Raw genomic sequence first — 24,579 nt, forward strand, 5'->3', positions numbered from 1 at the left:
CGGGCTTGCTGTGCCGGTGGAAATCGGTTAACGGCGGCGCAGGGGCAGCGGGGCGCCCATGACCGCGTACGGCTTGGGGGCGCTGGGGAAGAGGACCTGGCGGGCCAGGTCCTGGTAGCCCAGGGAGTGGTAGAGGCCGCGGGCCGGGCTGTCGGTGTCGATCGCCGAGAGGATCGAGCGGGGTTCGGCGGCGCCGTCGGTGATCGTGGTGATCAGGGCGCGGCCGATGCCGCGGTTCTGGTGGCGCGGGTGGACGTGCAGCTCGGTGATCACGAAGGAGTCGTCGAGCCATTCGTCGTGGCCCTGGGCGCGCAGATAGGGCTCCACGACGGTGGACCACCAGTGGGCGCGGTCGTTGGGCATGCCGTACACGAATCCGGCCAGGCGGCCGTCGGGGGTGGTGGCCCCGAGGGCGCGGGCGCCCGGGAAGGTCATGTGGCGCAGGACGATCTGACGGCGTACGGCTACCTCGTCCGCGCCGAGCCCGAAGGCGACGGCCTGTACGGCGAGGGCCTCGTCGACGCGGGCCGGCAGGTCGAGCGGGCCGATCACGATGTCCTCGGGATGGCGGTGACCGTGCCCCGGAAAGCGCAGCATGCGGGGAGACTACAGGTCTCGCACCGGGCTCAGAACTGCACTGCGGAGCGCGGCCGGATCACGCTGCGCGGGAGCTGGACGCAGGAGCTAGAACAGGATGCTCATGAACGCGCCGACCTCCTGGAACCCCACTCTTCGGTAGGTCCGCCTGGCCGCCGTGTTGAAGTCGTTGACGTACAGGCTCACCATCGGCGCCACGTCCGCCAGCGCGTACCGCAGCACCGCCGCCATGCCCGGCGCCGCCAGCCCCTTCCCCCGGTGCTCGGGGGCCACCCACACGCCCTGGATCTGGCAGGCCTGGGTGGTCGCCGCGCCGATCTCCGCCTTGAAGACGACCTTGCCGTTCTGGTCGAGGCGGGCGAAGGAGCGCCCGGAGCCGACGAGTTCGGCGACCCGGGCCTGGTAGAGCAGCCCGCCGTCGCCGGCCAGCGGGGAGACGCCGACCTCCTCGGTGAACATCGCCACGCACGCCGGCATGATCGTCTCCATCTCGTCCTTGCGGATGCGGCGGACGTAGGGATCCGGGGCGATGTCGGCGGGCATGCGGTCGGTGACCATGAGCGGCTGGCGGGCGCGGACCTCGCGGGCCGGGCCCCAGTGCGGCTCCAGGAGGCGCCACAGCTCGGAGGTGGACTCGGCGGGGCCGACGATGGAGGAGCAGCGGCGGCCGGCCCTGCGCGCGCGGTCCGCGAAGGCGCGCACGGCCCTCGGGGTGGCGCAGATGGGGACGAGGTTGGCGCCCGCGTAGCACAGGGACGTCAGCATGCCGTCCTCGTACCAGCCCCACATCTCGCCGCCGAGTCGCCACGGGTCGAGGCCTGCGATCTGGACCCGGGAGGTCACGAAGGCATTCGCGACGGGCTCGCGGTCGAGGACCGCGAGCGCCGCGTCCAGGTCGCTCGGTTCGAGCACCCGAGAGGTGGTCTGCGTCAACACGTGCGGGGCCTCACCACGGGGTTCTGCTGATCTCCGCACTATAGCTGCGCTGCTTTGGCTGTGCGCCTTTGAGCTCGGGAGGTTCCGGATTGCGGGCGGGTGCCGGCCGTCTGTGGCTGATCGCGCGGTTCCCCGCGCCCCTGGGGGGCGCACCCGCCCCGCCCGGAAAGCCTCAGCCCGCCACCGACACCGACGGCTCGCCCGACGCGGTGCCCTCCGCCTCCATCTTCTCGGCCAGCTTCATGGCCTCCTCGATGAGGGTCTCCACGATCTTGGACTCGGGCACGGTCTTGATGACCTCGCCCTTGACGAAGATCTGGCCCTTGCCGTTGCCGGAGGCGACGCCGAGGTCGGCCTCGCGAGCCTCGCCGGGGCCGTTGACGACGCAGCCCATGACGGCGACGCGCAGCGGGACCTCCATGCCGGTCAGGCCCGCCGTGACCTCCTCGGCCAGCTTGTAGACGTCGACCTGGGCGCGGCCGCAGGACGGGCAGGAGACGATCTCCAGGCCGCGCTGCCGGAGGTTGAGGGACTCCAGGATCTGGTTGCCGACCTTGACCTCCTCCACCGGCGGCGCGGAGAGGGAGACACGGATCGTGTCGCCGATGCCCTGGGAGAGCAGCGCGCCGAAGGCGACCGCCGACTTGATGGTGCCCTGGAAGGCCGGGCCCGCCTCGGTCACGCCGAGGTGGAGCGGGTAGTCGCACTGGGCGGCGAGCTGCCGGTACGCCTCGATCATCACGACCGGGTCGTTGTGCTTGACGGAGATCTTGATGTCCCGGAAGTCGTGCTCCTCGAAGAGGGACGCCTCCCACAGGGCCGACTCGACGAGCGCCTCGGGGGTGGCCTTGCCGTACTTCTGGAGCAGCCGGCGGTCGAGGGAGCCCGCGTTCACGCCGATGCGGATCGGGGTGCCGTGGTCCTTCGCCGCCGTGGCGATCTCCTTGACCTTGTCGTCGAACTGCTTGATGTTGCCGGGGTTGACCCGGACGGCCGCGCAGCCCGCCTCGATGGCGGCGAAGACGTACTTCGGCTGGAAGTGGATGTCCGCGATCACCGGGATCTGCGACTTGCGGGCGATGGTCGCGAGGGCGTCCGCGTCGTCCTGGGTCGGGCAGGCGACGCGCACGATCTGGCAGCCGGACGCGGTCAGTTCCGCGATCTGCTGAAGGGTGGCGCCGACGTCGGACGTGCGGGTCGTGGTCATGGACTGCACCGACACCGGCGCGTCTCCGCCGACCGCCACGGAGCCGACCATGATCTGCCGGCTCCTGCGCCGCTCGGCGAGCTTGGTCGGAACGGACGGCATGCCGAGAGAAATCGCAGTCATCTGCTGTGCAACCCCAAGTCGTGGATCAAGGTCCGGTCCCGTGACCGGCGGGCTCCAGGCTTCGAGATTACGGCACTGGCCAAGGGCCGAGCACATCCCACCCGGTTAAACCCACTCGATGGAAGGCGGCCCGGAGCACAGGGCTGCGGGCCGCCTCGAACGTGACGTGGCTATGAGATTTTCACCGGGTTGACCACGTCCGCGATCAGCACGAGGATCGTGAAGCAGATGAAGATTCCGGCCACTACGTAGGCCACCGGCATCAGCTTCGCCACGTCGAACGGACCGGGGTCCGGGCGGCGCAGCACCTTGGCCAGATGACGGCGGACGGACTCCCACAGGGCGCCCGCGATGTGCCCGCCGTCCAGCGGGAGCAGCGGGAGCATGTTGAAGAGGAACAGGGAGAGGTTGAAACCGGCGACCAGCATCAGGGCCATGGCCAGCTGCTGGGTCGGCGGGATGTCCAGCGTGAAGATCTCGCCGCCGACGCGGGCCGCGCCGACCACGCCCATCGGGGAGTCGGGCTGACGGGGGGCGCCGTCGAAGGCCGCGTCCCACAGGGCCGGGATCTTGCCGGGCAGGCCCGCGATGGAGTCGACGGCCTCGCCGAGCCGGTCGCCCATCCAGGTCAGGGACTGGCCGAAGTCCTGGCGGACGACGCCGGTCGCGGCGCTGAAGCCGAGGAAGCCGGCGTAGGTGTAGCCGTCGACGATCTGCCCGTGGCCGTCCTTCTTGGCGACCTTGTTCCTGACGAGCTTGGCCTGCAGGGTCACCTCGTGGCCCTTGCGTTCGACGACGATGGACACGTTCTTGTCGGGGTTGGCCCGGATCAGGTCGGAGAGCTGGTTCCAGCTTTCGGTCCTGACCCCGTTGAAGGAGACGATCTTGTCGCCGGCCTTCAGTCCCGCTGCCGCCGCCGGGGAGACGGGGTCGGACTTCTTGCACGTGTCGCGCTTCTCGGTCTGCGCGATCACGCACTGGGAGACGGAGCTGACGCTCGTCGTCTGCTGGGAGATGCCGAAGCCCATCAGGACCGTGAGGAACAGGGCGACCGCGAGGACCAGGTTCATGAAGGGGCCCGCGAACATCACGATGACGCGCTTCCAGGGCGCGCGCGTGTAGAAGAGGCGGGTCTCGTCGCCCGGCTTGAGCTCCTCGAAGGCGGCAGAGCGGGCGTCCTCGATCATGCTGCGCCAGGGCGAGGTGGAGCGCGCGGTGATCCGCCCGTCCTCGCCCGGCGGGAACATGCCGATCATCCGGATGTAGCCGCCGGCCGGGATCGCCTTGATCCCGTACTCGGTCTCGCCCTTCTTCCGCGACCAGATGGTGGGGCCGAAGCCGACCATGTACTGCGGTACGCGGATGCCGAAGAGCTTGGCCGTGGACAGATGCCCCAGCTCGTGCCAGGCGATCGAGACCAGCAGGCCGACCACGAAGACGACTATGCCGAGGATCATCATCAGGGCTGTCATGCACGCGCCTCCGCGGTCGCCTTGTGCGCTGTCAGTTCCCGGGCCCGGGCCCGTGCCCAGGTCTCCGCTTCGAGGACGTCCGACACCGTGAGTGGAGTTCCCGTACGGGGCGTTCCGTGCTCCTCGACCACCCGTGTGACGGTCTCCATGATCCCGTTGAAGGGCAGGGCACCGGCACGGAACGCCTCGACGCACTCCTCGTTGGCCGCATTGAACACCGCCGGTGCGGTGCCCGCGAGCCGTCCGACGTGCCGGGCGAGGTCGACCGACGGAAAGGCCTGGTTGTCCAGGGGGAAGAACTCCCAGGTCGAGGCCTTGGTCCAGTCGAAGGCGGGTGCCGCGTCCGGTACCCGTTCGGGCCAGCCGAGACCGATGGCGATCGGCCCACGCATGTCGGGGGGCGTCGCCTGGGCGAGTGTGGATCCGTCGGTGAACTCAACCATCGAGTGGACATACGACTGCGGGTGCACGACAACCTCAATGCGGTCGAAGGGAATGTCGTACAGCAGGTGTGCCTCGATGACCTCCAGGCCCTTGTTGACGAGGGTCGCGGAGTTGATCGTGATGACCGGGCCCATGGCCCAGGTGGGGTGCGCGAGGGCGTCCTCGACGGTGACCCGCGCCAGCTCCGCCTTGGTACGGCCGCGGAACGGGCCGCCGGAGGCGGTGACGACGAGCTTGCGCACATCCGCGCGGGTACCGGCGGCCAGCGCCTGGAAGAGCGCGGCGTGCTCGGAGTCGACCGGGATGATCTGGCCGGGCTTGGCGAGCGCCTTGACCAGCGGGCCGCCCACGATGAGCGACTCCTTGTTGGCGAGCGCGAGGGTGCGGCCCGCCTCCAGGGCGGCGAGCGTCGGGGCGAGGCCGATGGAGCCGGTGATGCCGTTGAGGACGGTGTGACAGTCAGAAGTGGCCAGCTGGGTGGCGGCGTCCGGTCCGGCGAGGATTTCAGGGAGCGTCTCCCCGGCGCCGTACTGCGCGGAGAGCGCCTCGCGCAGGGCCGGTACGACGTCCTCGCGGGCGACGGCGACGGTCCGCACCCGCAGCCGGTACGCCTGCTCGGCGAGGAGGGCCACCCGTCCGCCGTTGGCGGACAGGGCGGTGACCCGGAAACGGTCGGGGTTGCGCAGCACGAGGTCGATGGCCTGGGTGCCGATGGACCCGGTGGAGCCGAGGATCACCACGTCCTTGGGGCCGTCCCCGGTGTGGGGATCGTGGACGAGGTGCGGGTCGGCGAGGGGCGCTGGACTGTCGCTCATCCCCCCATTGTTGCCGCAACCGGTGTCCGGCAGGACAAGTGCGTCCCTCGGGCGGGTGCCTTATCAGCTCTCGTTGCCGAATGGGGCGAAATCACCTTTGTGAAGCCGGTGTGAAGACCTTGTGATAACACTTCTGTTCGGGCCGGTCGGACAGCCGGCCCGCGGACGACATCCTGGGGGGATCTCTCCATGCGTACCCTGCGCATACGCGCTGCCCTGCCCGCTCTCGCGGGCGCGGCGCTGCTCACCGGCACCCTGCTCAGCAGCCCGGCCGAGGCGGCCGGTGGCGTGATCATCCATCACGTCTGGTTCGACAGCCCCGGCTCGGACACCGGGTCCAACACGAGCCTGAACGGCGAGTGGGTGCAGATCAAGAACACCAGCGGCTCGGCGATCTCCCTCAGGGGCTGGATCCTGAAGGACGCCTCCAACCACAAGTACGTCTTCCCGAACGTCAAGATCGGCGCCGGGAAGTACATGAAGATCCACACCGGCAAGGGCACGGACACCGCGTCGAACAAGTACCAGGGCCGACGCGCCTACGTGTGGAACAACACCAGCGACACGGCGACGCTGACCAAGGCGAGCGGCACCAAGGTCGACTCCTGCTCCTGGACGACGCGGGATCCGAGCGACAAGTACTGCTGACCTAACGGATGGGGCGGTGCACGTTCTCCCGCGTGCTCGGGCCCGGGGTCGCGTCGGCGATCCACGGGCCCTCGCCCGAGGGGTCGACGATCCCCCGCTCCAGCCACTCGTAGTCGCCGCCGAGGACACCCTTGACGATCTTCCGGTCGTTGTCGTCGGTGTTGCTCCACAGGCGGCCGAAGAGCTCGTCGACCCGGATGCGGGACTGCCGGCAGAAGGCGTCGGCGAGCCGGTAGGCCTCGCGGCCGTGGTCGCCCTGGCTGCGCAGCAGCTCGGCCCGGACACAGGCCGCGCTCATCGCGAACAGCTCGGCGCCGATGTCCACGATCCGGCCCAGGAAGACCTGCTTGGTCTCCATCCGGCCCTGCCAGCGGGACATGGCGTAGAAGGTGGAGCGGGCCAGCTTGCGGGCGTGCCGCTCGACGTAGCGCAGATGCGGGGCGAGGTCCACTCCGTGCTTGAACCGGCCGTAGGAGGACGGGAGTTGGCCGGGTCCGGCGACCAGCTTGGGCAGCCACTTGGCGTAGAAGACGCCCGCGTTCGCACCGGCCTTCGCCTTGTCCGACAGGGACTTCTCGGGGTCGATGAGGTCACCGGCGACCGAGAGGTGGGCGTCGACGGCCTCGCGCGCGATCAGCAGGTGCATGATCTCGGTGGAGCCCTCGAAGATGCGGTTGATGCGCAGGTCGCGCAGGATCTGCTCGGCGGGGACCGCGCGCTCGCCGCGGGCCGCGAGCGACTGAGCCGTCTCGAAGCCGCGGCCGCCGCGGATCTGCACCAGCTCGTCCGCCATGAGCCAGCCCATCTCGGAGGCGAACAGTTTGGCGAGCGCACCCTCGATGCGGATGTCGTTGCGGTTCTCGTCGGCCATCTGGCACGACAGTTCGCTCACGGCCTCCAGGGCGAAGGTGGTGGCCGCGATGAAGGAGATCTTCGACCCGACCGCCTCGTGCTGAGCGATCGGCTTGCCCCACTGCTCGCGTGCCGCGGACCACTCCCGGGCGATCTTCAGCGACCACTTGCCGGCGGCGACGCACGAGGCGGGCAGGGACAGCCGCCCGGTGTTCAGCGTGGTCAGCGCGATCTTCAGGCCCGCGCCCTCCGGCCCGACGCGGTTGGCGGCGGGCACCCGGACCTGGTGGAAGCGGGTGACGCCGTTCTCGATGCCGCGCAGCCCCATGAAGGAGTTGCGGTTCTCCACGGTGATGCCGGGCGAGTTCGTCTCCACGATGAAGGCGGTGATGCCGCCCTTGTGGCCGTCGCTCTTCGGCACCCGGGCCATGACCACCAGCAGGTCGGCGACCACGCCGTTGGTGGTCCACAGCTTCACCCCGTCGAGGACGTAGTCGTCCCCGTCGGGCACCGCGGTGGTGGCGAGGCGGGCGGGGTCGGAGCCGACGTCGGGCTCGGTGAGCAGGAAGGCGCTGATGTCCGTGCGGGCGCAGCGCGGCAGGAAGGCGTCCTTCTGCTCCTGCGTGCCGAACAGCTTCAGCGGCTGCGGTACGCCGATCGACTGATGCGCCGAGAGCAGCACGCCGACCGCGGGGCAGGCGGAGCCGACCAGGGCGAGCGCCTTGTTGTAGTACACCTGGGTGAGGCCGAGCCCGCCGTACTTGGTGTCGATCTTCATGCCGAGGGCGCCGAGCTCCTTGAGCCCGTCGATGACCTCGTCCGGGATCAGCGCCTCGCGCTCGATGCGGGCCGGGTCGATCCGTGTCTCGCAGAAGTCGCGCAGCTTGGCGAGGAACTCCTCGCCGCGCTGCACGTCCTCGTCCGCCGGGAGCGGATGGGGGTGGATGAGGTCGAGCCGGAAGCGGCCGAGGAACAGTTCCTTGGCGAAGCTGGGCTTGCGCCAGTCCTGTTCCCGGGCGGCCTCCGCGACCTGCCGGGCCTCCCGCTCGGTGACCGTGGGTTTGGTGGTGGGGGCGGACATGAGGCTCACCTCGCCGCGAATAGGGTTGTCGGGGACCGTTCGCTACTGACCAGTGCTACTGGATCGTTGGTACCCGAAACGGGCCGCCCCCACCAGTCCTCGCGCGTCCGATCGGCGCGTGTATCAGCCGATGTCGACGGAGTACGACTTCGTATCGAGCCGCCCGGAGCCCTTGAACACCTCGGTCCCGGACTCGATGCCGGAGACGTACTTGTCATTGCTCAGCAGCTTGCGCCGAACGAGTGCCTGGGTGAAGTCGTCGAGGTTCAGTGTGTCGCCGGTGGTGTTGGTGCGCCGGACGAAGGAGTAGACGTTCCAGCCGATGTCGCCCCGGTAGATGTCCCACATGGAGCCGCCCAGGCTGACGCTGCCGTACTTGGTGCCCAGCGGTCCCGCGCCGCCCTGGCGGTTCAGCCAGATCATGACCTCGTCGGTGGGCTGGTCCTGCCAGTCCGCGGTGCCCTTGGCGTGCAGCCACAGGTCGTGGGCCACGTTCATGGTGCCGGGGTTCGAACCGACCGAGAAGCTCCACTTGACGGTGACCTTCTTGCGGTCCCCGACCCGGATCGGCAGCCGGGTGCTCGCCTTGTCGGCCTTCCAGCCCCAGTGCCAGCCCAGGACCGTACTGGCGTACGACTTCACGTCCGAGTCGGTGCCCTTGGCGCTGTTCGCCCAGTTGTAGCCGGTGCCCCAGGAGATCGTCGAGCCGCTTCGGGAGTTGTCCCAGACGCACTGGGTACCGGTGCCCTTGTCCTGGCCCCACAGATTGTTGTTCACGTAGTACTTGCCGAGCGCGATGGTGTCGAAGGCCGTGCACTTCTTGCTCGACTCGCCGGCCTGCGCCACGGTGACGCCCGCGGCGGCCGCCAGGGCGACCGAGGCCGCGACGAGCGTCTTCGCCTTGGTGGACAGGCGCGGTCTGCGGTGTTGCATCGGGGGTCCTTCCGGGGGACGGTTCGTGTGCCGCCCGTCTGTGGTCGCAACCCGGCCGAAAGGTTGCCGCCCGCTCGCCGCGCGCCCGCCGCGAATGCGGTCGGGAAAGGTTGTCGAAGCGCTTCGACAACCTATGGACACCCATCCCTGCTGAAGCTACTGTCGAGACACCCCCACTCAGCCTTGCACTCACCCTTGTCAGCAATGCGCACTGTCGAAGCGCTTCACACATCTTGGAGAGCTGGATGGTCACCCTCGCCGAGGTCGCCCAGCACGCCGGAGTCTCGGCGAGCACGGTGAGCTATGTCCTCAGCGGCAAGCGGTCCATCTCCGCCATCACCCGGCAGCGGGTCGAGCAGAGCATCCGGGAGCTCGGCTACCACCCGAACGCGGGCGCCCGCGCCCTGGCCAGCAGCCGGTCGAACATCATCGCGCTGATGATTCCGCTGCGGACGGACATGTACGTGCCGGTGATGATGGAGATCGCCATCGCGGTGGCCACCACGGCGCGCACGCACGGGTACGACGTCCTGCTGCTCACCGGCGAGGAGGGCCCCGACGCGGTGCGCCGGGTCACCGGCAGCGGGCTCGCCGACGCGATGATCCTGATGGACGTCGAGCTGGATGACGAGCGGCTGCCGCTGCTGCGCGGCACCCACCAGCCGTCCGTCCTCATCGGGCTGCCCGCCGACACCACCGGTCTGACCTGCGTCGACCTGGACTTCGCGGCGACGGGCGCCCTGTGCGTCGAGCACCTCGCCCAGCTCGGTCACCGCGACATCGCCGTCGTCGGGGAGGCGCCCGCGGTCTACGAACGGCACACCGGCTTCGCCGAGCGCACCCTCGACGGACTCCGTTCCCGCGCGCGGGAGCTGGGGCTTCGGGTGCTGCACCGCCCGTGCGAGGGCGGCTACGACGCGATGGCCGTCACCCTCGCCCGGATCTTCGACGAGCGCCCGGGCACCACCGGGTTCGTCGTGCAGAACGAGTCCGCGGTCGAGCCGCTGCTCGCCCTGCTGCGCCAGCAGGGCCGGGCCGTGCCCGAGGACGTGTCCGTGGTCGCGATCTGCCCGGAGCAGGTCGCCGTCCAGGCGTCGGTGCGGCTGACGTCCGTGGCCATCCCCGCGCAGGAGATGGGCCGGTACGCCGTGGAGCACCTGGTGGCCAAGCTCGACGGCCGTGGGACCGACGAAGTCGTGCTGATCTCGCCCGAGTTGACGGTCCGGGCCAGCTCGGGTCCGGCCCCGGCCGCCTCCGCCCCCTCCTGACCAGCCTTCGCTGCCCTCCGGGGCACCTCATGTCGTTTCGGGAGCAACCTTCGTGAATCAGCCTGCCGAAAACCAGCCCCAGGTGAGCCTCGCGCAGTCGTCACCCACCGTCGGCACCTTCCGCGAGCGGGACGGCGCGCTGGAGTGGAGCGGCCGTCAGGAGACCGTCCGCATCGAGCCATGGGGTCCGGACGCGGTCCGGGTCCGGGCACGCCTCGGCGGCCCGATACTCCAGGGGCTCCCGGGCGCGCTGCTCGACGACGCCCCGGCGACGCCATACACCGTCAAGACCGAGGACGGACAGGGGCGGTTGACGGTCGGCGCCCTCACCGTCGAGGTGAGCGCCGAGGGCCTGATCCGCTTCGTCCGCACGTGTGACGGGAGCGAACTGCTCGCCGAGGAGCGCGCCCACTTCTGGTGGCCCGGCCCGCGCCTGTACACCGCGGTCGGCAACGGCCACCACCGCCTGGAGCAGCGCTTCGCCGCCTACGACGACGAGAGGCTCTACGGCCTCGGCCAGCACCAGCACGGCCGGTTCGACCAGAAGGGCCTGGTCCTGGATCTGGTCCAGCGCAACGCCGAGGTCGGCATCCCGGTCCTCACCTCCAGCCGCGGCTACACCCTGCTGTGGAACAACCCGGCGATCGGCCGGGTGGAGCTGGCCGGCAACGGCACCCGCTGGGTGGCGGACTCGGCCCGCCAGATCGACTACTGGATCACGGCGGGCACCCCGGCCGACGGCCAGCGCCGCTACAGCGAGGTGACCGGCCGCACGCCGATGCTGCCCGAGTGGGCGGCGGGCTTCTGGCAGTGCAAGCTGCGCTACCGCACCCAGGACGAACTCCTCGCCGTGGCACGGGAGTACGGGCGCCGTGGGCTGCCCGTGTCCGCCATCGTCTGCGACTTCTTCCACTGGACCCATCTGGGCGATTGGAAGTTCGACCCGAAGGAGTGGCCGGACCCGGCGGCGATGGTGCGGGAGCTGGCGGAGCTGGGCATCAAGCTGGTGGTGTCCGTGTGGCCGTCGGTGTCCCCGCTGTCCGAGAACCACTCGGTCATGGAGCAGCGCGGCTACTTCATCGGCACCCAGTACGGCCCGATGGCGCACGCCGACTGGCCCGACAAGGAGGTCGCCTCGACCGTCCAGGTGGCCTTCTACGACGCCACGAACCCGGACGCCCGTGACTTCCTCTGGTCCCGGATCAAGGAGAACTACCTGGACCCGTACGGCATCACGGCCTTCTGGCTGGACGCCTGCGAGCCCGAGCTGAAACCCGGCTTCCCGGAGAACCTGCGCTACTGGGCCGGCCCCGGCCTGGAGGTCGGCAACCTCTACCCGCGCGAGAACGCCCGCGTATTCGACGAGGGCCTGCGCGCGGCCGGCGAGACCGAGGTGATCACCCTCAACCGCTCGGCGTGGGCGGGCAGTCAGCGCCATGGCGCCGCCCTGTGGTCCGGTGACATCGGCACCGACTTCGCGACCCTGCGCCGCCAGGTGGCGGCCGGCCTCAACACCTCCCTCTCCGGCATCCCCTGGTGGAACACCGACATCGGCGGCTTCCACGGCGGCGACCCGGACGACCCGGCGTACCGCGAGGTGATGGTCCGCTGGTTCCAGTTCGGCACGCTGTCCCCGCTGATGCGGCTGCACGGCTTCCGCGACCCGGGCATGCCGCTGGGCCCGGACATGACGGGCGGCCCCAACGAGGTCTGGTCGTACGGCGAGGAGGCGGGCGCCGTGCTGGAGAAGTACCTGCGGCTGCGCGAGCGCCTCAAGCCGTACGTCCTGAGCGTGATGAGGGAGGCCCACGAGGAGGGCCTGCCCGTGATGCGCCCGCTGTTCCTGGAGTTCCCCGATGACCAGGCGTCCTGGTCGGTCGACGACGCCTACCTCTTCGGCCGCGACCTGCTCGTCGCCCCGGTGCTGACGGCGGGCGCCACGGCCCGCACGGCCTACCTCCCGGCGGGCGCGTGGTGGACGGACGCGTGGACCGGTGACCCGTACGAGGGCGGCACGGCGGTGACGGTCGACGCCCCGCTGGACCGCATCCCCCTGTTCCTGCGGGACGGGGCGGAGCTGCCGATCGCGGAGTGAGCGCGCCGAGGTGCCGGCCCCTGTCCGGAACCGGCACCTCGGCACGGCGGGGTCAGCTGCCGCTGACCGTCAGGCTGTTGGTGGTGAAGTCCAGGCCGCCGGACGAGCTGGTGATCTCGTAGCCGAACTGCACGTCCCCGATGGTCACGTTGCCGAACCAGCCCTTGGTGTCCTTGATCCACTTCAGGATGGGCAGGACGTTGACCGTGCCGGAGGTCGAGTTCGAGGTGCGGACGAACGAGAAGACGTCGTTGGAGCCGTTGTTGCCCTTGTAGACGGTCCAGGTGTGCCCGCCCAGCGTCAGATTGCCCTGCGAGGTGCCGAGCGGGCCGACGGCTCCGGTCTTGTTGACCCAGAGCATGATCTCGTAGTGGTAGGCCGTGTCCCAGATGTCGTACGAGGTGTTGTACGCGCCGGACGACGGCACCGTGACGTTGTAGCTGCTGGTGAGCGATCCGAGGGAGGTGATCGGCTTGTTGATCACCTTCTTGGCGTTGGGGTAGGACTTGATGCCACCGGTGTTGGGGTGATTGGCCCAGACGCCCCAGTTGGTACCGGAGTTGGCCCAGACGCACTGGCTACCGGCGCCGGAGCCCCAGATGTTGTTGTAGAGGGTGTAGCCGTGCAGGATCGTGTTGCCCCACTGGTCGCAGGAGCTCCACACGGCGGCGGAGGCGGGGGCGGAGGCGAGCGCGACGGTGGCGCCGAGCGCCAGGGCGGGGGCGAGCAGGGCCTTGGTGACCCGGCTCAGGGTGCTGGTTGCCATGGTGTCCCTTCCATGGGTGGGGGGATGGGGTGGGGTCACCGCGTCCCCAGGGTGAGGACGCGGTCTTCTCCGGCGGCCAGGTCGAGCGGCTGTGCGCCGGAGGAAGTCCGCAGGTCGATGCGGTGGGTGCGGGTCGGTCGGACGACCGCCGTGGCACCGCCGGGGCTCCAGGTCAGGTCGATCTCCGCGCCGAACCTGGTGCGCACACCGCGGAGTTCGCCCTCCGGGTACGCCGCCGGGAGCGCGGGCAGCAGGACCAGCCGGTCGGGGGTCGACTGGACGAGCATCTCGATCAGCACGGCGGGCAGGGTGTGCGCGGCGTCCGCGTTGTAGACGTCCCGGCCGGGGTAGTGGGCGCTCATCAGGGAGGCGTGGAAGAAGTCGCCCTCCAGCACGCGGGCGAGGGCGTGGGCGACCCGGTCGGCGTCCCTGAGCCGGGCGGCGATCAGGGCGTGGTGCAGATGGCCGTGGGCCGAGTGGTTCTCCGAGCCGCGCAGTTCGAGGGCGCGGTGGGCGGCCTTGGCCAGGTCCGGGGTGTCGTACGGGTTGATCTCGTCGAGGGGCCAGACCCCGTACAGATGGCTGAGGTGGCGGTGGTCGTAGGTGTCGTCCAGTTCCGGCCGGGCCCATTCGGCCAGGGCGCCGTCGGCGTTGACGCGGTGCGGGGGGAGCCGGTCGGCGAGGGCACGCCAGGCGTCCGCGTGCTCCGGATGGCGGTCGGCGGCCGTGAGCAGGGCGTGCCGGGCGGCGGAGAGGTCCATGGCCGCGTTGATCGCACCCCAGCTGGCGTCGGCGGGCCGGTTCTCGGGTGAGTAGGAGGGGACGACGACCAGGTGCCCGTGCTCGTCGGTGCGGGTGAGGAAGTCCTCGTAGAACCGTGCGACCTCGGCGAGGGCGGCTGTGGTGCGCGGGTCCCGCTCACCGCTGGTCTCCTCGTGGTCGACGAGCGGCTTGAGCAGCCAGTCGGCGCCCGCGGTCCACAGGTGCAGCGGGTACTCGCGGCTGAAGTGGTACGACAGCCCGGACACGCCGTCGGTGTGCGCGGGCGCGACCACGCCCCGGGCGCCGAAGATCGTGCGGGCGTTGTCCCGCCAGTCTGGCAGTTGACGGTGAATCAGCTCAGCCTGTGCCGCGGTGACTTCGGGGAGCGCCGCGGCCGCCGCCGAGGCCGTCTGGAGGTTGAGGTTGGCGTCGGTGGTGAAGGCGCCGGACCATGCGGTGTTCCAGTCGCCGGTCCACAGGCCGGTGAGCCTCGGCGGAAACAGGCCGCTCGCGGAGAGCAGATGGTAGCGGCCGGCCGCGAAGAGCCGTTCCAGGAGGGCCGGGCCGAGCGGGTGCTCCAGCAGGGCGGAGCCGGGCAGGGCGCGTTCGGCCGGGTCGGCGGCGAGGTCGAGGGTCACGCGGCGGTAGGCGGTGCGGTGGAGGGAGAGATGGCGGTCGAGGAGGTCCTCGTACGACCGTGGTCCGGGCGCTTGCGTGAGGAGGTCGCGCAGGGCCCGTGCCTCCTCGACGACGTCCAGTTCCCCGGTGTGACGCCGTACCCGGGTGAGCAGCAGGACGGACTCGCCGCCCTGGAGGCGCACCCCCGGTGGGACGAGGGTCGTCGTACCCCCGCCGGTCGCGACCAGGGTCACGCCCGTGTAGGCGCGGTCGCTGCCGGGATAGCTGGCACGGAGGCTGAGCACGGCGCCCTCGGGGGTGCGCAGGGCGCCGTGGCCGACGCCCAGGCCGGTGGGCGCGCCCGGGCGCCGGTGATCCAGCCGGATGTCGAGCGTGAGGTCGGTGGCGGTGACCTGCTGGACGATCACGTCGTCCGCCCGGGAGACGAAGACCCTGCTGGTCCAGCCGTCGCAGCGGGCCGTCGCCTCGCCGGTGGCGAAGTCGAGGGACCGGCGGTAGTCGTGCCGGGCGCCGGGAGGCCGTCGCAGCCGTATCCGGAAGGCGGGGTGGAACGGCTGCACCCACTGCAGCGGACGGCCGTCGGTGAAGCCCTCGGCGGCCATCCGGTCGCCCGCGAGCAACCGGTCCTGGAGGGCGGGGAGTTCGGCGGCGAGCCGCGGAGGACGGGCCGACTCGCCGCCGTTGGGGCGGACGAGGGTGTGATGGGTGACGATGACACGGTCATCGTTCGGATCGCCGAACACAAGGGTGCCGTGGTGGCCGTTGCCGCTGAGGAAGGCGTCCTCCCAGCGGGCGGCCGGGAGGGGCTCCCAGGTTCCGTGGACGGGTCCGGTGGTCATGGCCCGAGCACCGCCGCGCCGTAGCGGCCGAGGGTGATCTCGTCCATGACCGTCGTGCCGGTGAGCAGGTCGCGGTGGGTGCCGGGGCACTCGACGGTGACCGACTCGCGCCCGTGGTTGAGCAGGAACAGCAGATCGCCGCGGCGGACGGCCTCCACACCCGGCGGGACGTTGTCGAGCACCGGGCGGACACCCGCGTCGGCGGCGACACGGGCGAGCAGTCCGCGCAGCGCCTCGGGCTCCGGGAGCGTGGAGACGTACCACGCCTGCCCCTTGCGCAGGACCGCGGGCAGGCCGTCGAGCTCCCCGCCCTTGTAGCGGACCGTCTCAGTGACGTCGGGCGCGGCCTCGATCTCCTCCGACCACAGGGTCCCGCGGAAGCCGTCACAGGCCACGGTCTCCCCGGCGTCCAGGGGCCACCACTCGTGCAGCGTGCGGATGCCGAACAGCTCGCGCAGCCGGACGTCCATGCCACCGGGCCGCACCCGGTCGTCCTCGTCGGCGACGCCGGTCATGAAGCCGCAGACCAGGGCGGACCCGCCACGGACGTGGGCGAGGAGGTTCTCGATCGCCGTGTCGGAGAGGAGGTAGAGCTGGGGGACGACGACGAGCTTGTAGCCGGACAGGTCGTGCTCGGGGTGGGCGAAGTCGGTGGTGAGGTGGGACTCCCACAGGGCGCGGTGCCAGGCGTGCAGGAGGGCCGGGTGATCGACCTCGGTGGAGGGGCGGCCCTCCTGGGCGCCCGCCCACCAGGCGTGCCAGTCGTGCAGGATCGCGATGTCGGAGCGGATGCGGCCGCCCGCCACCTCGGGTCCGATGAGCGCGAGTTCGGCGCCGAGCCGTCTGATCTCCTGGTACGTGCGGCCCCGCTCCCCCGCGTGGCCGACCATCCCGGAGTGGAACTTCTCCGCGCCCTGCCGGGACTGGCGCCACTGGAAGTAGCAGACGGCGTCGGCGCCGCGGGCCACGGCCTGGAGGGACCAGAGGCGGCCCAGGCCGCGGGGCTTGGGGTGGTTCACACCCCGCCAGTTGACCGGTCCGGCCGCCTGCTCCATGAGCATCCAGGGACCGCGGGCCTGGGACCGGGTGAGGTCCTGGACCAGCGCGCCGTGCTGCGGGCCGAGGGGGTCGCGCGGGTCGGGGTAGAGGTCGACCGAGACGATGTCCTCCTCCTCGGCCCAGCGCCAGGCGTCCTGGCCGGTCCACAGCGGCATGAAGTTGGTGGTGACCGGGATGTGCGGGGTGTGCCGGGCGACGATGTCGCGCTCGGCGGTGAAGCACTCCAGGAGCATGTCGGAGGTGAAGCGGCGAAAGTCCAGCACCTGGGCCGGGTTCTTCAGGTAGTGGGTGCGGCGCGGGGGGAGGATGCCGTCCCAGCAGTCGTATCCCTGGCCCCAGAAGGCCGTGCCCCAGGCCGTGTTGAGGGCGTCCAGGGTGCCGTACCGGTCGCGCAGCCAGCGGCGGAAGGCGGCGGCCGCCTCGTCACCGTGGTCGAAGGTGCAGTACTCGTTGTTGATGTGCCACAGGGTGAGGGCCGGGTGGTCGGCGTAACGGGCGGCGAGGTCCTCGGTGATGGCGGCCGCGTAGCGCCGGTAGGTGGCGCTGGAGTGCGAGAAGTGCTGGCGGCCGCCCCACCACTCGGTGCGGCCGTCGGCGTCGCGGGGCAGGGTGTCCGGGTGGAGCCGGCCCATCCAGGGCGGGGGCGAGGAGGTGGGGGTGGCGAGGACGACGCCGATGCCGGCCGTGTGCATCAGGTCCATGAGCGTGTCCAGCCAGCCGAAGTCCCGCTCCCCCGGCCGGGGTTCGAGCTTCGCCCAGGAGAAGACGCCCATCGTCACCGAGTTGACGCCCGCGTCCCGCATGAGCCGGATGTCCTCGTGCCAGGTCTCCTCGGGCCACTGCTCGGGGTTGTAGTCACCGCCGAAGAGGATGCGGCCACGGGTGACGTCGCTGAGTTTCGGCATCGGGCGTGGGCTCCTCAGAGTGGGTCGGATCATGGTCTGGTGCCGGGGGTCGACTTGTCGGCTCGCGGAGCTGCCGCACCCCAGGGGCGCGGGGAACTGCGCGACCGGCCACGACGAACCCGCAGCCGCCGACACACCACGGCCCCCACTTCAGCAGGCGCCGCTCACCCCTTAACCGCGCCCGTCAGCATGCCCTTCTTGAAGTGGCGTTGGACGAACGGAGACAGCACGGCCACCGGCAGCAGCGCCATCACCATGACCGCCATCTGCACCGCGAGCCCCGACAGCTGGCCCGTCTTGATCGCCTGGCCCAGGCCCACCGGGGCCTCCTGTTTCTGGACCAGTTGGATCATGACGTTCTGCAGCGGCATCATGTCCTGGTCGTTGAGGTACAGCGAGGCGTTGAACCAGGCGCTCCAGTAGCCCACCGCGTAGAACAGGGTGATCACGGCGAGCACCGCCCTGGAGAGCGGCATGACGATCTGCCACAGGATCCGGACGTCACCCGCGCCGTCGATCCGCGCGCTGTCGATGAGTTCCTGCGAGATGCCCATGAAGAACCCGCGCAGCACCAGGATGTTGAAGACGCTGATCGCGCTCGGCAGGATCAGGGCGAGGTAGGTGTCGGTCAGACCGAGGGACTGCACCAGCAGATACGTCGGGATCAGGCCCGCGCTGAAGAACATCGTGGCCAGCAGGATCATCAGCAGCCAGCGGTGACCGAGCGACCCGGTGCGCGAGAGGCCGTACGCGCACAGGACGGACACCGTCATCGAGAACAGCGTGCCGACGAGGGTGATCAGGACGCTGATCACCGCCGCGCGGGTGACCTGTCCGCCGCTGAGGAGTTCCTGGTAGGCGACGAAGGTGATGCCCTTGGGGATCATCACCAGACCGCCGGCCTCGTCGATGGTCCTGCGTGAGGAGAGGCTGGTCACGAGGACGATCCACAGCGGGAAGAGGATGCCCAGGCAGGCGAGCGCGAGGACCAGGCCCTTGCCCGCGAGGCCGGCCCTGCTGGGTCGCTCCTCCCACACCGGGCGAGGCGGCGCCTGCCACCGGCGGGGCCCGGCGTTCGGCGGCTCGGAGTTCGGCGGCCTGTCGATCACTGCGGTCACTTCTTGTACACCCCCTGCTCGCCCATGAGATGGGCCACTTTGTTCGCGGCCAGGACCAGGCCGAGGCTGACGACGCCCTTGATCAGTCCGGCGGCCGCCGCGTAGCCGAAGTCCTGGTTGCGCACGCCGTTCCACCACACGAAGGTGTCGAGCACCTCCGCCGCGCCCGGCCCGACGGCATCGCGCTGCAGCAGGATCTGTTCGAAGCCGACGGTGAGGGCGTCGCCGACGCGGAGCACCAGGAGCAGGGCGATCACCGGGCGCAGCGCGGGCAGGGTCACGTGCCACATGCGGCGCCACCGGCCGGCGCCGTCCATCGCGGCGGCCTCGTACAGGTCCGGGCTGACCGAGGCCAGCGCGGCGAGGAAGACGATGATCCCCCAGCCGGCGTCCTTCCACACGCTCTGTGCGGTGATCAGGAACTTGAACGTGTCCGGGTCGGTCATGATGTCGAGGCCGTCGTACCCGTGCTGCCGCAGCAGCTGCGAGAAGATTCCCGCGCCGCCGAAGAGCTGCTGGAAGACCGCGATGACCAGCACCCAGGAGAAGAAGTGCGGCAGGTAGAGGATCGCCTGCGACAGCGCCCGGACCCGGGGCCTGACCACGCTGTTGATGAGCAGCGCGAGCGCGATCGGGATCGGGAAGTACAGCACCAGCTGGAGGAAGAACAGCACCAGCGTGTTGCGGACGGCGCCCCAGAAGGCCGAGTCCTCGAAGATCCGCTGGAAGTTCTCCACGCCGACCCAGGGGCTGTGCAGCATGGAGACGATGCCGTTGTCGCTGACGTAGGGGTCGTAGTCCTGGAAGGCGACGATGTTGCCGAGGATCGGCACATAGTTGAAGAGCAGGACCAGCAGGACGGCCGGCAGCGTCATCAGGAGCAGCGTGCGGTCGCGTCTGAATCTGAGCCGCACGCTCAGCTTCCCGGATCGTCGTTTCTCCCGGGAGCCGGTGGCGGCGCCCGACGCCACCGGGGTGCTTCCCGTCGTGTCGGCCTCGGCCCTGCTCCGAGGCACCGTGCTGTGGGACACGGTCGTTCTCCTTGCCTCGGTTCCCGGTCAGCTCGCCGCGGAGCCGTTCTCGTCGAGCAGCTTGCGGTACCAGTCGCGGAGCTTGTCCCCGCCCTTGCTCTTCCAGTCGGCGACGGCCTGCTGCATGTCACTGATCTTCTTGCGGCCGCGGACGATGTCGTCCTCCAGCTGCTCGAAGTCGTTGGAGAGGTTGGTGTAGCGGGTGGGCTCGGTGATCTGCTGGCCGTAGAAGGCCGACTTCTTGGTGAAGGCGCCCATCCGCTGCTGCCACTCGACCTGGCCCCTGGCGACGTCCGGGAAGTCGGGGTGGGCGATGGTCGCGGCGGGGCTCGCGACCATCACGTAGGCGTTCAGGACCTCGTTGTTGCCCTGGGTGGTCTTGGTGGGCACGCCGTTCTTGACGGTGTAGTGGGTGCCCTCGACGCCGTAGTTGGTGAGCATGTACTCCTCGGTGCCGTACGGCGCGGCGGTGACGTTGGCGACGGCCAGCGCGTCCCGGATCACGGACTCCGATGCCTTCTTGTTGATGAAGGCGAAGATGTTGGCGGGCTGGGTGGCGAACAGGGCCGGGTCGCCGCCGTCGTGGCCCCAGATGTCCATGCCCCAGATCTTGTAGTCCGGGTTCTGGGTGGCCTGTTCGGCGGTGCGGCTCCACCACTGCGAGATGTCCTGGTTGTAGATCAGGAACTCGGCGGCGGCGAACTTGGGGCCGGGGTCGGTGGCGCTGCTCTTGCCGAGCTTGGCGTCGGGGTGGACGACGCCGGCCGCGAAGAGCTTGCGGGTCCACTCCAGCGCCTCCAGGTACTCCTGGGTCTCGATGCGGTAGACCAGCTTGCCGTCGACGAGGTTCCAGCCGAGCGGCTTCTCGCTGCCGGAGAGCACCCCGAAGCTGTTGAAGGCGGTCCACTTCATGTCCGTGCAGGCCCAGCGCTTGGCCCTGGCGTTGGTGATCTCCTTGGCCAGCGCCATGAACTCGTCGGCCGAGCGCGGGATCTCGTACCCCTCCTTGTCGAAGATGTCCTTGCGGTAGAGGGGCACGATGTTGGTGACGTACGAGGCGGGCATCGGCAGGCCGCGCAGCTTGCCGCCGAAGATGCAGCGCCGCCAGGCGTCAGTCGGTACGGCCGCGAGGTTCGGGTAGTCCTTGACCGCGTCCCCGGACAGATAGGGGCCGAGGTCGGCGAACTTGCCGATGATGGCGCTGGGTATCTTGCCGCCCATGTTCCAGCCGGGGACGACCACCATGTCCGGTACGTCGCTGGAGGCGAGGACCGCGCCGAGCTTCTGGTCGTAGGTGTTGCCGTCCTGGTTCTGCCAGCCGACGTCGACGCCGATGCGGTCGTTCATCGCCCGGTAGTAGGCGTTGTCGGCCTTGGGCGGGGTGCCCCAGAACGGCGACATGATGCTGACCTTGCCGCCCTTGCCGAGTTTCTTCGGCACCGACGTCTTGAGGCCGGCGAGGTCGAGCTTGCCGGTGAAGCCGACCGCCGAGCCGTTCTTCGAGGCGATGTCCGGGGTCACCACGTTGCCCGCGACGTAGGCCGGAAGCAGCTTCTTCGCGCCCTTGCCCGACGAGGATCCCCCGCCCGAGCCGCTGTCCGAACCACCGCAGGCGGCGAGCAGCGGCATCCCTCCCGCCACCGCTGCGGCGGCGACCGCGGTGGAGGCGAGGAAGCTTCTCCGGCTGGGCGCGGAGGAGGCGGAGGAGGCGGAGGAGGCGTTCGGCGTCATTGCGTCAACCCTTCGTGGCGCACCAGGGACACCCGGCGGTGGCGGCCGCGGTGTCTCGAGTGGAACTGGCTGAGCCGAAGCGGTCCTCCGACGCATGCCCCGGTATGCGCACCTCCCGGCCGCAGACCTCTTCGTCGAAGCGCTTCGATGTGCTGCGAGGTTAAGTGAACACCCAGGGGCGCACAAGGGTCGCTTCCAAGATTCCTCCGAGGCGTACGAGGCGACCTCTCCTTATGTGCTGCTTGAAATATCGGTGAGGGCGTCTTGACACCACCCCTGTGTCGAATGAGCATCGAAGCGCTTCGAAAGCCGCTCGTCGCTCCGTAGCAAGGGGAACCGCACGTGACCGCACACACGCCGCCCACGCCGCCCTTTCGCGATCCGCACCTGCCGTTCGCGAAGCGCGTCGACGACCTGCTGGCGCGGCTCACCCCGGCCGAGAAGGTCTCCTTCCTGCACCAGTTCGCGCCCGCCGTCGAGCGGCTCGGCATCGCCGCGTTCCGCACCGGCCAGGAGGCGCTGCACGGTGTGGCCTGGATGGGCCCGGCCACCGTCTTCCCGCAGGCGGTCGGCCTCGGCGCGACCTGGAACACCGACCTCGTGCGGCGCGTGGGTGAGGCGGTGTCCCGGGAGCTCCGCGCGCTGCGCGCCCACGACGACCGCGTGGGCCTCAACGTCTGGTCCCCGACGGTCAATCTGCTGCGCCACCCGCTGTGGGGCCGCAACGAGGAGGGCTACTCCGAGGACCCGAGGCTGACCTCGGCGATCGCCACCGCGTACACACACGGCCTGCGCGGCGACCACCCGGTGTACTGGCGCACCGCGCCGGTCCTCAAGCACTGGCTGGCACACAACAACGAGACGGGCCGGGACGTCACGTCCTCCTCGGTGCGCCCGCGCGTGCTGCACGAGTACGACCTGCGCGCCTTCAGGGAGACGGTGCGGTCGGGCGCGGTGGCCGGTGTGATGCCCGCCTACAACCTGGTCAACGGCCGCCCCAATCACCTCTCCCCGTATCTGCGCGAGCAGCTGCGCACCTGGACCGACGAGGACCTGCTGGTCTGCTCGGACGCGGGCGCGCCCTCCAACCTGGTCGACTCCGAGCACTACTTCGACACCCATGAGGAGGCGACGGCGGCGGCCGTCCTGGCCGGCGTCGACAGCTTCACCGACCACGGCACGGACAGCTCGAAGATCACCGCCCGGCTCCGGGGCGCCCTCGAACAGGGCCTGCTGACCGAGTCGGACATCGACACCGCGGTGCGCCGCCAGCTCTCGGTCCGCTTCCGGCTCGGCGAGTTCGACCCGCGCCACGACCCCCACGTGGGCACCGGCGAGTTCGACACACCGGCGCATCGCGCGCTCGCCCAGGAGGCCGCCGAACAGGCGGTGGTCCTGCTGAAGAACGACGGTCTGCTGCCCCTCGCCCACGACACCCGCGTCGCCGTCGTGGGCCTGCTCGCCGACGAGTGCAAGCTCGACTGGTACAGCGGCACGCTCCTGCACCGGTCCACACCGCTGGAGGGGCTGTACGAGCGGTTCGGCGCCGAGCGCGTGGAGTTCGCGGAGGGCGTGGACCGGATCCGGCTGCGGACGTCCGCCGGTACGTTCCTCCAGGTGCCGCCGGCTCCCGAGGCGCCCGAGGAGACGCGCGGGGCCGAGGGCGCCCTCGATCCCGCCCTGCTCTCCGGCCGCACCGATCTGCCCCCGCTCACCACCGATGCCACCGGCACCGAACTCGCCCTCGTCGACTGGGGCGAGGGCGTCCTCACGCTCCGTGCCCCCGACGGCCGCTACCTCTCGGTCGCCGAGGACGGATATGTGCGCGCGTCCGCGGACCAGCCCGGCGGCTGGGTCGTCCAGGAGACGTTCCGCCTCGAACCCCACGGCAGCGGTCACCTCCTGCGGCATGTCGGCACGGGTCGCCCCGTCCGTGTCGCCGCCGACGGAGTGAAGGTTGCCGAGGGGGAGCCGGAAATCTTCGAGCTGGTCGTGACCGAGCGCGGCGAGCAGGCCGTGGCCGCCGTCGCGGCACGGGCCGACGTGGTCCTGGTGGTCGCGGGCAACGACCCGCACATCAACGGCCGCGAGACCGAGGACCGTACGACCCTGAGCCTGCCCGCCCAGCAGGAGCGGCTGCTGCGCGCCGCCCGCGCCGCGAACCCCCGTACGGCGCTGGTCCTGGTCTCCGCGTACCCCTACGCGGTGGATGTCGCGCGGCTGCCCGCCGTGCTGTGGACCGCGCACGGCGGGCAGGCGGCGGGCACCGCGCTGGCCCGGGTGCTGGCGGGTGACGTCTCCCCCGCGGGCCGCCTCCCGCAGACCTGGTACGCGGCCGACTCCGACCTGCCCGACCTGCTCGACTACGACGTCATCGGCGCCCGCCAGACCTATCTGTACTTCGAGGGCACCCCGCTGTTCCCCTTCGGCCACGGCCTGTCGTACGCGTCGTTCTCGTACGCCGACCTGTCGGCGCGCGTCGAGGACGGCTGCGTCCAGGTGTCCTTCACGGTCACCAACACCGGTGATGTCACGGCCGACGAGGTCGTCCAGATCTACACCCGCGCCGTGGAGCCCTCGGCCGTCCGCCCGCGCCGCGAACTGGTCGCGCACCGCCGCATGACCCTGGCCCCGGGCGCGCGTACGGAGCTGACCTGCCAAGTCCCGTTGTCCGCCTTCGAGTTCTGGGACGTGGCCCTGGGCCGGTGGCGGCTGGAGCAGGGCCCGTACGACCTGCTGGTCGGCGCGTCCAGTGAGGACGTCCGGCTGCGGACGACCGTCCTCCTCGACGGCGAGCCCGCGGCGCCGCGTCCGGTGTGCGAATCCGGCCTGCACGCGGCCGACTTCGACGAGCAGTCCGGCATCGCCATAGTCGACCGGACGAAGGTGTCGGGGGACGCGGTCACCCCGGTGGACGGCGGCAGCGGCGAACTCGTCTACCGGGACTGCGACTTCGGTGACGGTGTGACGGAGGTGACGGCGCGGGTGGCGGGCGAGGGCATGGTCGAACTGTTCCTGGAGGGCGGCCCGGCGCTGGTCACGCTGATGCCGGGCACGCCGGGCCCGTACGACTACCGGACGCTCGGCGCCGGGATCGTCGCCGAGGGCGTGCACGACGTCCGCGTCAGGCTGCGCGGGCCGGTGCGGCTCGCGCACGTCGGCTTCTCCGGTTGAGGGTCCGGAGGAGGCCGGCACAGAGAAGGGGCCCGGCACCGGAAGGCATCGGTGCCGGGCCCCTTCGGGGGACCCGTGCGCAAA

General features: G+C 70.4%; 17 protein-coding genes. 4 read left to right on the forward strand and 13 right to left on the reverse strand.

All coding sequences use genetic code 11. The features are described 5' to 3' along the window. Window positions 1-27: 27 nt before the first annotated feature. From AB0I54_RS26470 to dxr, 5 genes are all read right to left on the reverse strand, one after another. Entirely contained in the window at window positions 28-597 is a 570-nt protein-coding gene (locus AB0I54_RS26470) for a GNAT family N-acetyltransferase (RefSeq protein ID WP_363298651.1), read from the reverse strand. Window positions 598-684: 87 nt separating this feature from the next. After that, on the reverse strand, window positions 685-1,533 hold the full coding sequence (locus AB0I54_RS26475) for a GNAT family N-acetyltransferase (protein WP_363298652.1): 849 nt from the start codon (window positions 1,531-1,533) through the stop codon (window positions 685-687). A 172-nt stretch (window positions 1,534-1,705) separates the two neighbouring features. After that, on the reverse strand, window positions 1,706-2,863 hold the full coding sequence (gene ispG, locus AB0I54_RS26480) for a flavodoxin-dependent (E)-4-hydroxy-3-methylbut-2-enyl-diphosphate synthase (RefSeq protein WP_363298653.1): 1,158 nt from the start codon (window positions 2,861-2,863) through the stop codon (window positions 1,706-1,708). 170 nt (window positions 2,864-3,033) lie between these two features. Continuing rightward, on the reverse strand, window positions 3,034-4,323 hold the full coding sequence (locus tag AB0I54_RS26485; RefSeq protein WP_363298785.1) for a site-2 protease family protein: 1,290 nt from the start codon (window positions 4,321-4,323) through the stop codon (window positions 3,034-3,036). Between the two features lie 8 nt (window positions 4,324-4,331). Further along, entirely contained in the window at window positions 4,332-5,594 is a 1,263-nt protein-coding gene (gene dxr, locus AB0I54_RS26490) for a 1-deoxy-D-xylulose-5-phosphate reductoisomerase (protein ID WP_363298654.1), read from the reverse strand. Window positions 5,595-5,783: 189 nt separating this feature from the next. On the opposite strand from dxr, the gene AB0I54_RS26495 reads away from it, so the two are divergent. Further along, the gene (locus tag AB0I54_RS26495; protein ID WP_363298655.1) at window positions 5,784-6,242 is read left to right on the forward strand and encodes a lamin tail domain-containing protein; all 459 of its coding nucleotides are present in this window, start codon (window positions 5,784-5,786) and stop codon (window positions 6,240-6,242) included. Between the two features lies 1 nt (window position 6,243). On the opposite strand, the gene AB0I54_RS26500 is transcribed toward AB0I54_RS26495, so the two are convergent. Together AB0I54_RS26500 and AB0I54_RS26505 are read right to left on the reverse strand one after the other, a co-directional pair. Then, window positions 6,244-8,175: an acyl-CoA dehydrogenase family protein gene (locus AB0I54_RS26500; protein WP_363298656.1), complete on the reverse strand. Its 1,932-nt coding sequence runs from the start codon at window positions 8,173-8,175 to the stop codon at window positions 6,244-6,246. Between the two features lie 123 nt (window positions 8,176-8,298). Next, window positions 8,299-9,108, reverse strand: coding sequence for an endo-1,4-beta-glucanase (locus AB0I54_RS26505; protein ID WP_363298657.1), 810 nt, complete (start codon window positions 9,106-9,108; stop codon window positions 8,299-8,301). Between the two features lie 245 nt (window positions 9,109-9,353). Between AB0I54_RS26505 and AB0I54_RS26510 the strand changes: the two genes are divergently transcribed. Then, window positions 9,354-10,376: a LacI family DNA-binding transcriptional regulator gene (locus AB0I54_RS26510; protein WP_363298658.1), complete on the forward strand. Its 1,023-nt coding sequence runs from the start codon at window positions 9,354-9,356 to the stop codon at window positions 10,374-10,376. Between the two features lie 52 nt (window positions 10,377-10,428). Next, entirely contained in the window at window positions 10,429-12,471 is a 2,043-nt protein-coding gene (locus AB0I54_RS26515) for a glycoside hydrolase family 31 protein (protein ID WP_363298659.1), read from the forward strand. Window positions 12,472-12,523: 52 nt separating this feature from the next. Here the strand turns inward: AB0I54_RS26515 and AB0I54_RS26520 are convergent, their stop codons facing one another. The 6 genes from AB0I54_RS26520 to AB0I54_RS26545 form a co-directional block, all read right to left on the reverse strand. After that, window positions 12,524-13,237, reverse strand: a complete 714-nt coding sequence (locus AB0I54_RS26520; protein WP_363298660.1) for a hypothetical protein — start codon at window positions 13,235-13,237, stop codon at window positions 12,524-12,526. A 35-nt stretch (window positions 13,238-13,272) separates the two neighbouring features. Next, a complete protein-coding gene (locus AB0I54_RS26525) occupies window positions 13,273-15,477 on the reverse strand; it encodes a glycoside hydrolase N-terminal domain-containing protein (RefSeq protein WP_363298661.1) in 2,205 nt (734 codons plus the stop codon). Further along, window positions 15,474-17,441, reverse strand: a complete 1,968-nt coding sequence (locus AB0I54_RS26530; protein WP_363298662.1) for a beta-galactosidase — start codon at window positions 17,439-17,441, stop codon at window positions 15,474-15,476. Before AB0I54_RS26530 ends, AB0I54_RS26525 begins: the two co-directional genes overlap by 4 nt. Window positions 17,442-17,605: 164 nt before the next feature. Further along, complete coding sequence (locus AB0I54_RS26535) at window positions 17,606-18,559, reverse strand: carbohydrate ABC transporter permease (RefSeq protein WP_363298663.1); 954 nt, start codon at window positions 18,557-18,559, stop codon at window positions 17,606-17,608. Further along, the gene (locus tag AB0I54_RS26540) at window positions 18,556-19,590 is read right to left on the reverse strand and encodes an ABC transporter permease subunit (protein WP_363298664.1); all 1,035 of its coding nucleotides are present in this window, start codon (window positions 19,588-19,590) and stop codon (window positions 18,556-18,558) included. Before AB0I54_RS26540 ends, AB0I54_RS26535 begins: the two co-directional genes overlap by 4 nt. Before the next feature lie 27 nt (window positions 19,591-19,617). Next, window positions 19,618-21,321, reverse strand: coding sequence for an extracellular solute-binding protein (locus AB0I54_RS26545; protein WP_363298665.1), 1,704 nt, complete (start codon window positions 21,319-21,321; stop codon window positions 19,618-19,620). Window positions 21,322-21,663: 342 nt separating this feature from the next. Between AB0I54_RS26545 and AB0I54_RS26550 the strand changes: the two genes are divergently transcribed. Continuing rightward, window positions 21,664-24,495, forward strand: a complete 2,832-nt coding sequence (locus AB0I54_RS26550) for a glycoside hydrolase family 3 C-terminal domain-containing protein (RefSeq protein ID WP_363298666.1) — start codon at window positions 21,664-21,666, stop codon at window positions 24,493-24,495. Window positions 24,496-24,579 lie beyond the last annotated feature (84 nt).

Origin of the sequence: Streptomyces sp. NPDC050625, assembly GCF_040654755.1 — a bacterium.
Lineage (GTDB): Bacteria > Actinomycetota > Actinomycetes > Streptomycetales > Streptomycetaceae > Streptomyces.

Coding starts and splice junctions, on each gene's coding strand:
- AB0I54_RS26470 (WP_363298651.1), bottom strand. CDS start 597: ATGCTGCGCTTTCCGGGGCACGGTCACCGCCATCCCGAGGACATCGTG.
- ispG (WP_363298653.1), bottom strand. CDS start 2,863: ATGACTGCGATTTCTCTCGGCATGCCGTCCGTTCCGACCAAGCTCGCC.
- AB0I54_RS26485 (WP_363298785.1), bottom strand. CDS start 4,323: ATGATGATCCTCGGCATAGTCGTCTTCGTGGTCGGCCTGCTGGTCTCG.
- dxr (WP_363298654.1), bottom strand. CDS start 5,594: ATGAGCGACAGTCCAGCGCCCCTCGCCGACCCGCACCTCGTCCACGAT.
- AB0I54_RS26495 (WP_363298655.1), top strand. CDS start 5,784: ATGCGTACCCTGCGCATACGCGCTGCCCTGCCCGCTCTCGCGGGCGCG.
- AB0I54_RS26500 (WP_363298656.1), bottom strand. CDS start 8,175: ATGTCCGCCCCCACCACCAAACCCACGGTCACCGAGCGGGAGGCCCGG.
- AB0I54_RS26505 (WP_363298657.1), bottom strand. CDS start 9,108: ATGCAACACCGCAGACCGCGCCTGTCCACCAAGGCGAAGACGCTCGTC.
- AB0I54_RS26510 (WP_363298658.1), top strand. CDS start 9,354: ATGGTCACCCTCGCCGAGGTCGCCCAGCACGCCGGAGTCTCGGCGAGC.
- AB0I54_RS26520 (WP_363298660.1), bottom strand. CDS start 13,237: ATGGCAACCAGCACCCTGAGCCGGGTCACCAAGGCCCTGCTCGCCCCC.
- AB0I54_RS26525 (WP_363298661.1), bottom strand. CDS start 15,477: ATGACCACCGGACCCGTCCACGGAACCTGGGAGCCCCTCCCGGCCGCC.
- AB0I54_RS26530 (WP_363298662.1), bottom strand. CDS start 17,441: ATGCCGAAACTCAGCGACGTCACCCGTGGCCGCATCCTCTTCGGCGGT.
- AB0I54_RS26545 (WP_363298665.1), bottom strand. CDS start 21,321: ATGACGCCGAACGCCTCCTCCGCCTCCTCCGCCTCCTCCGCGCCCAGC.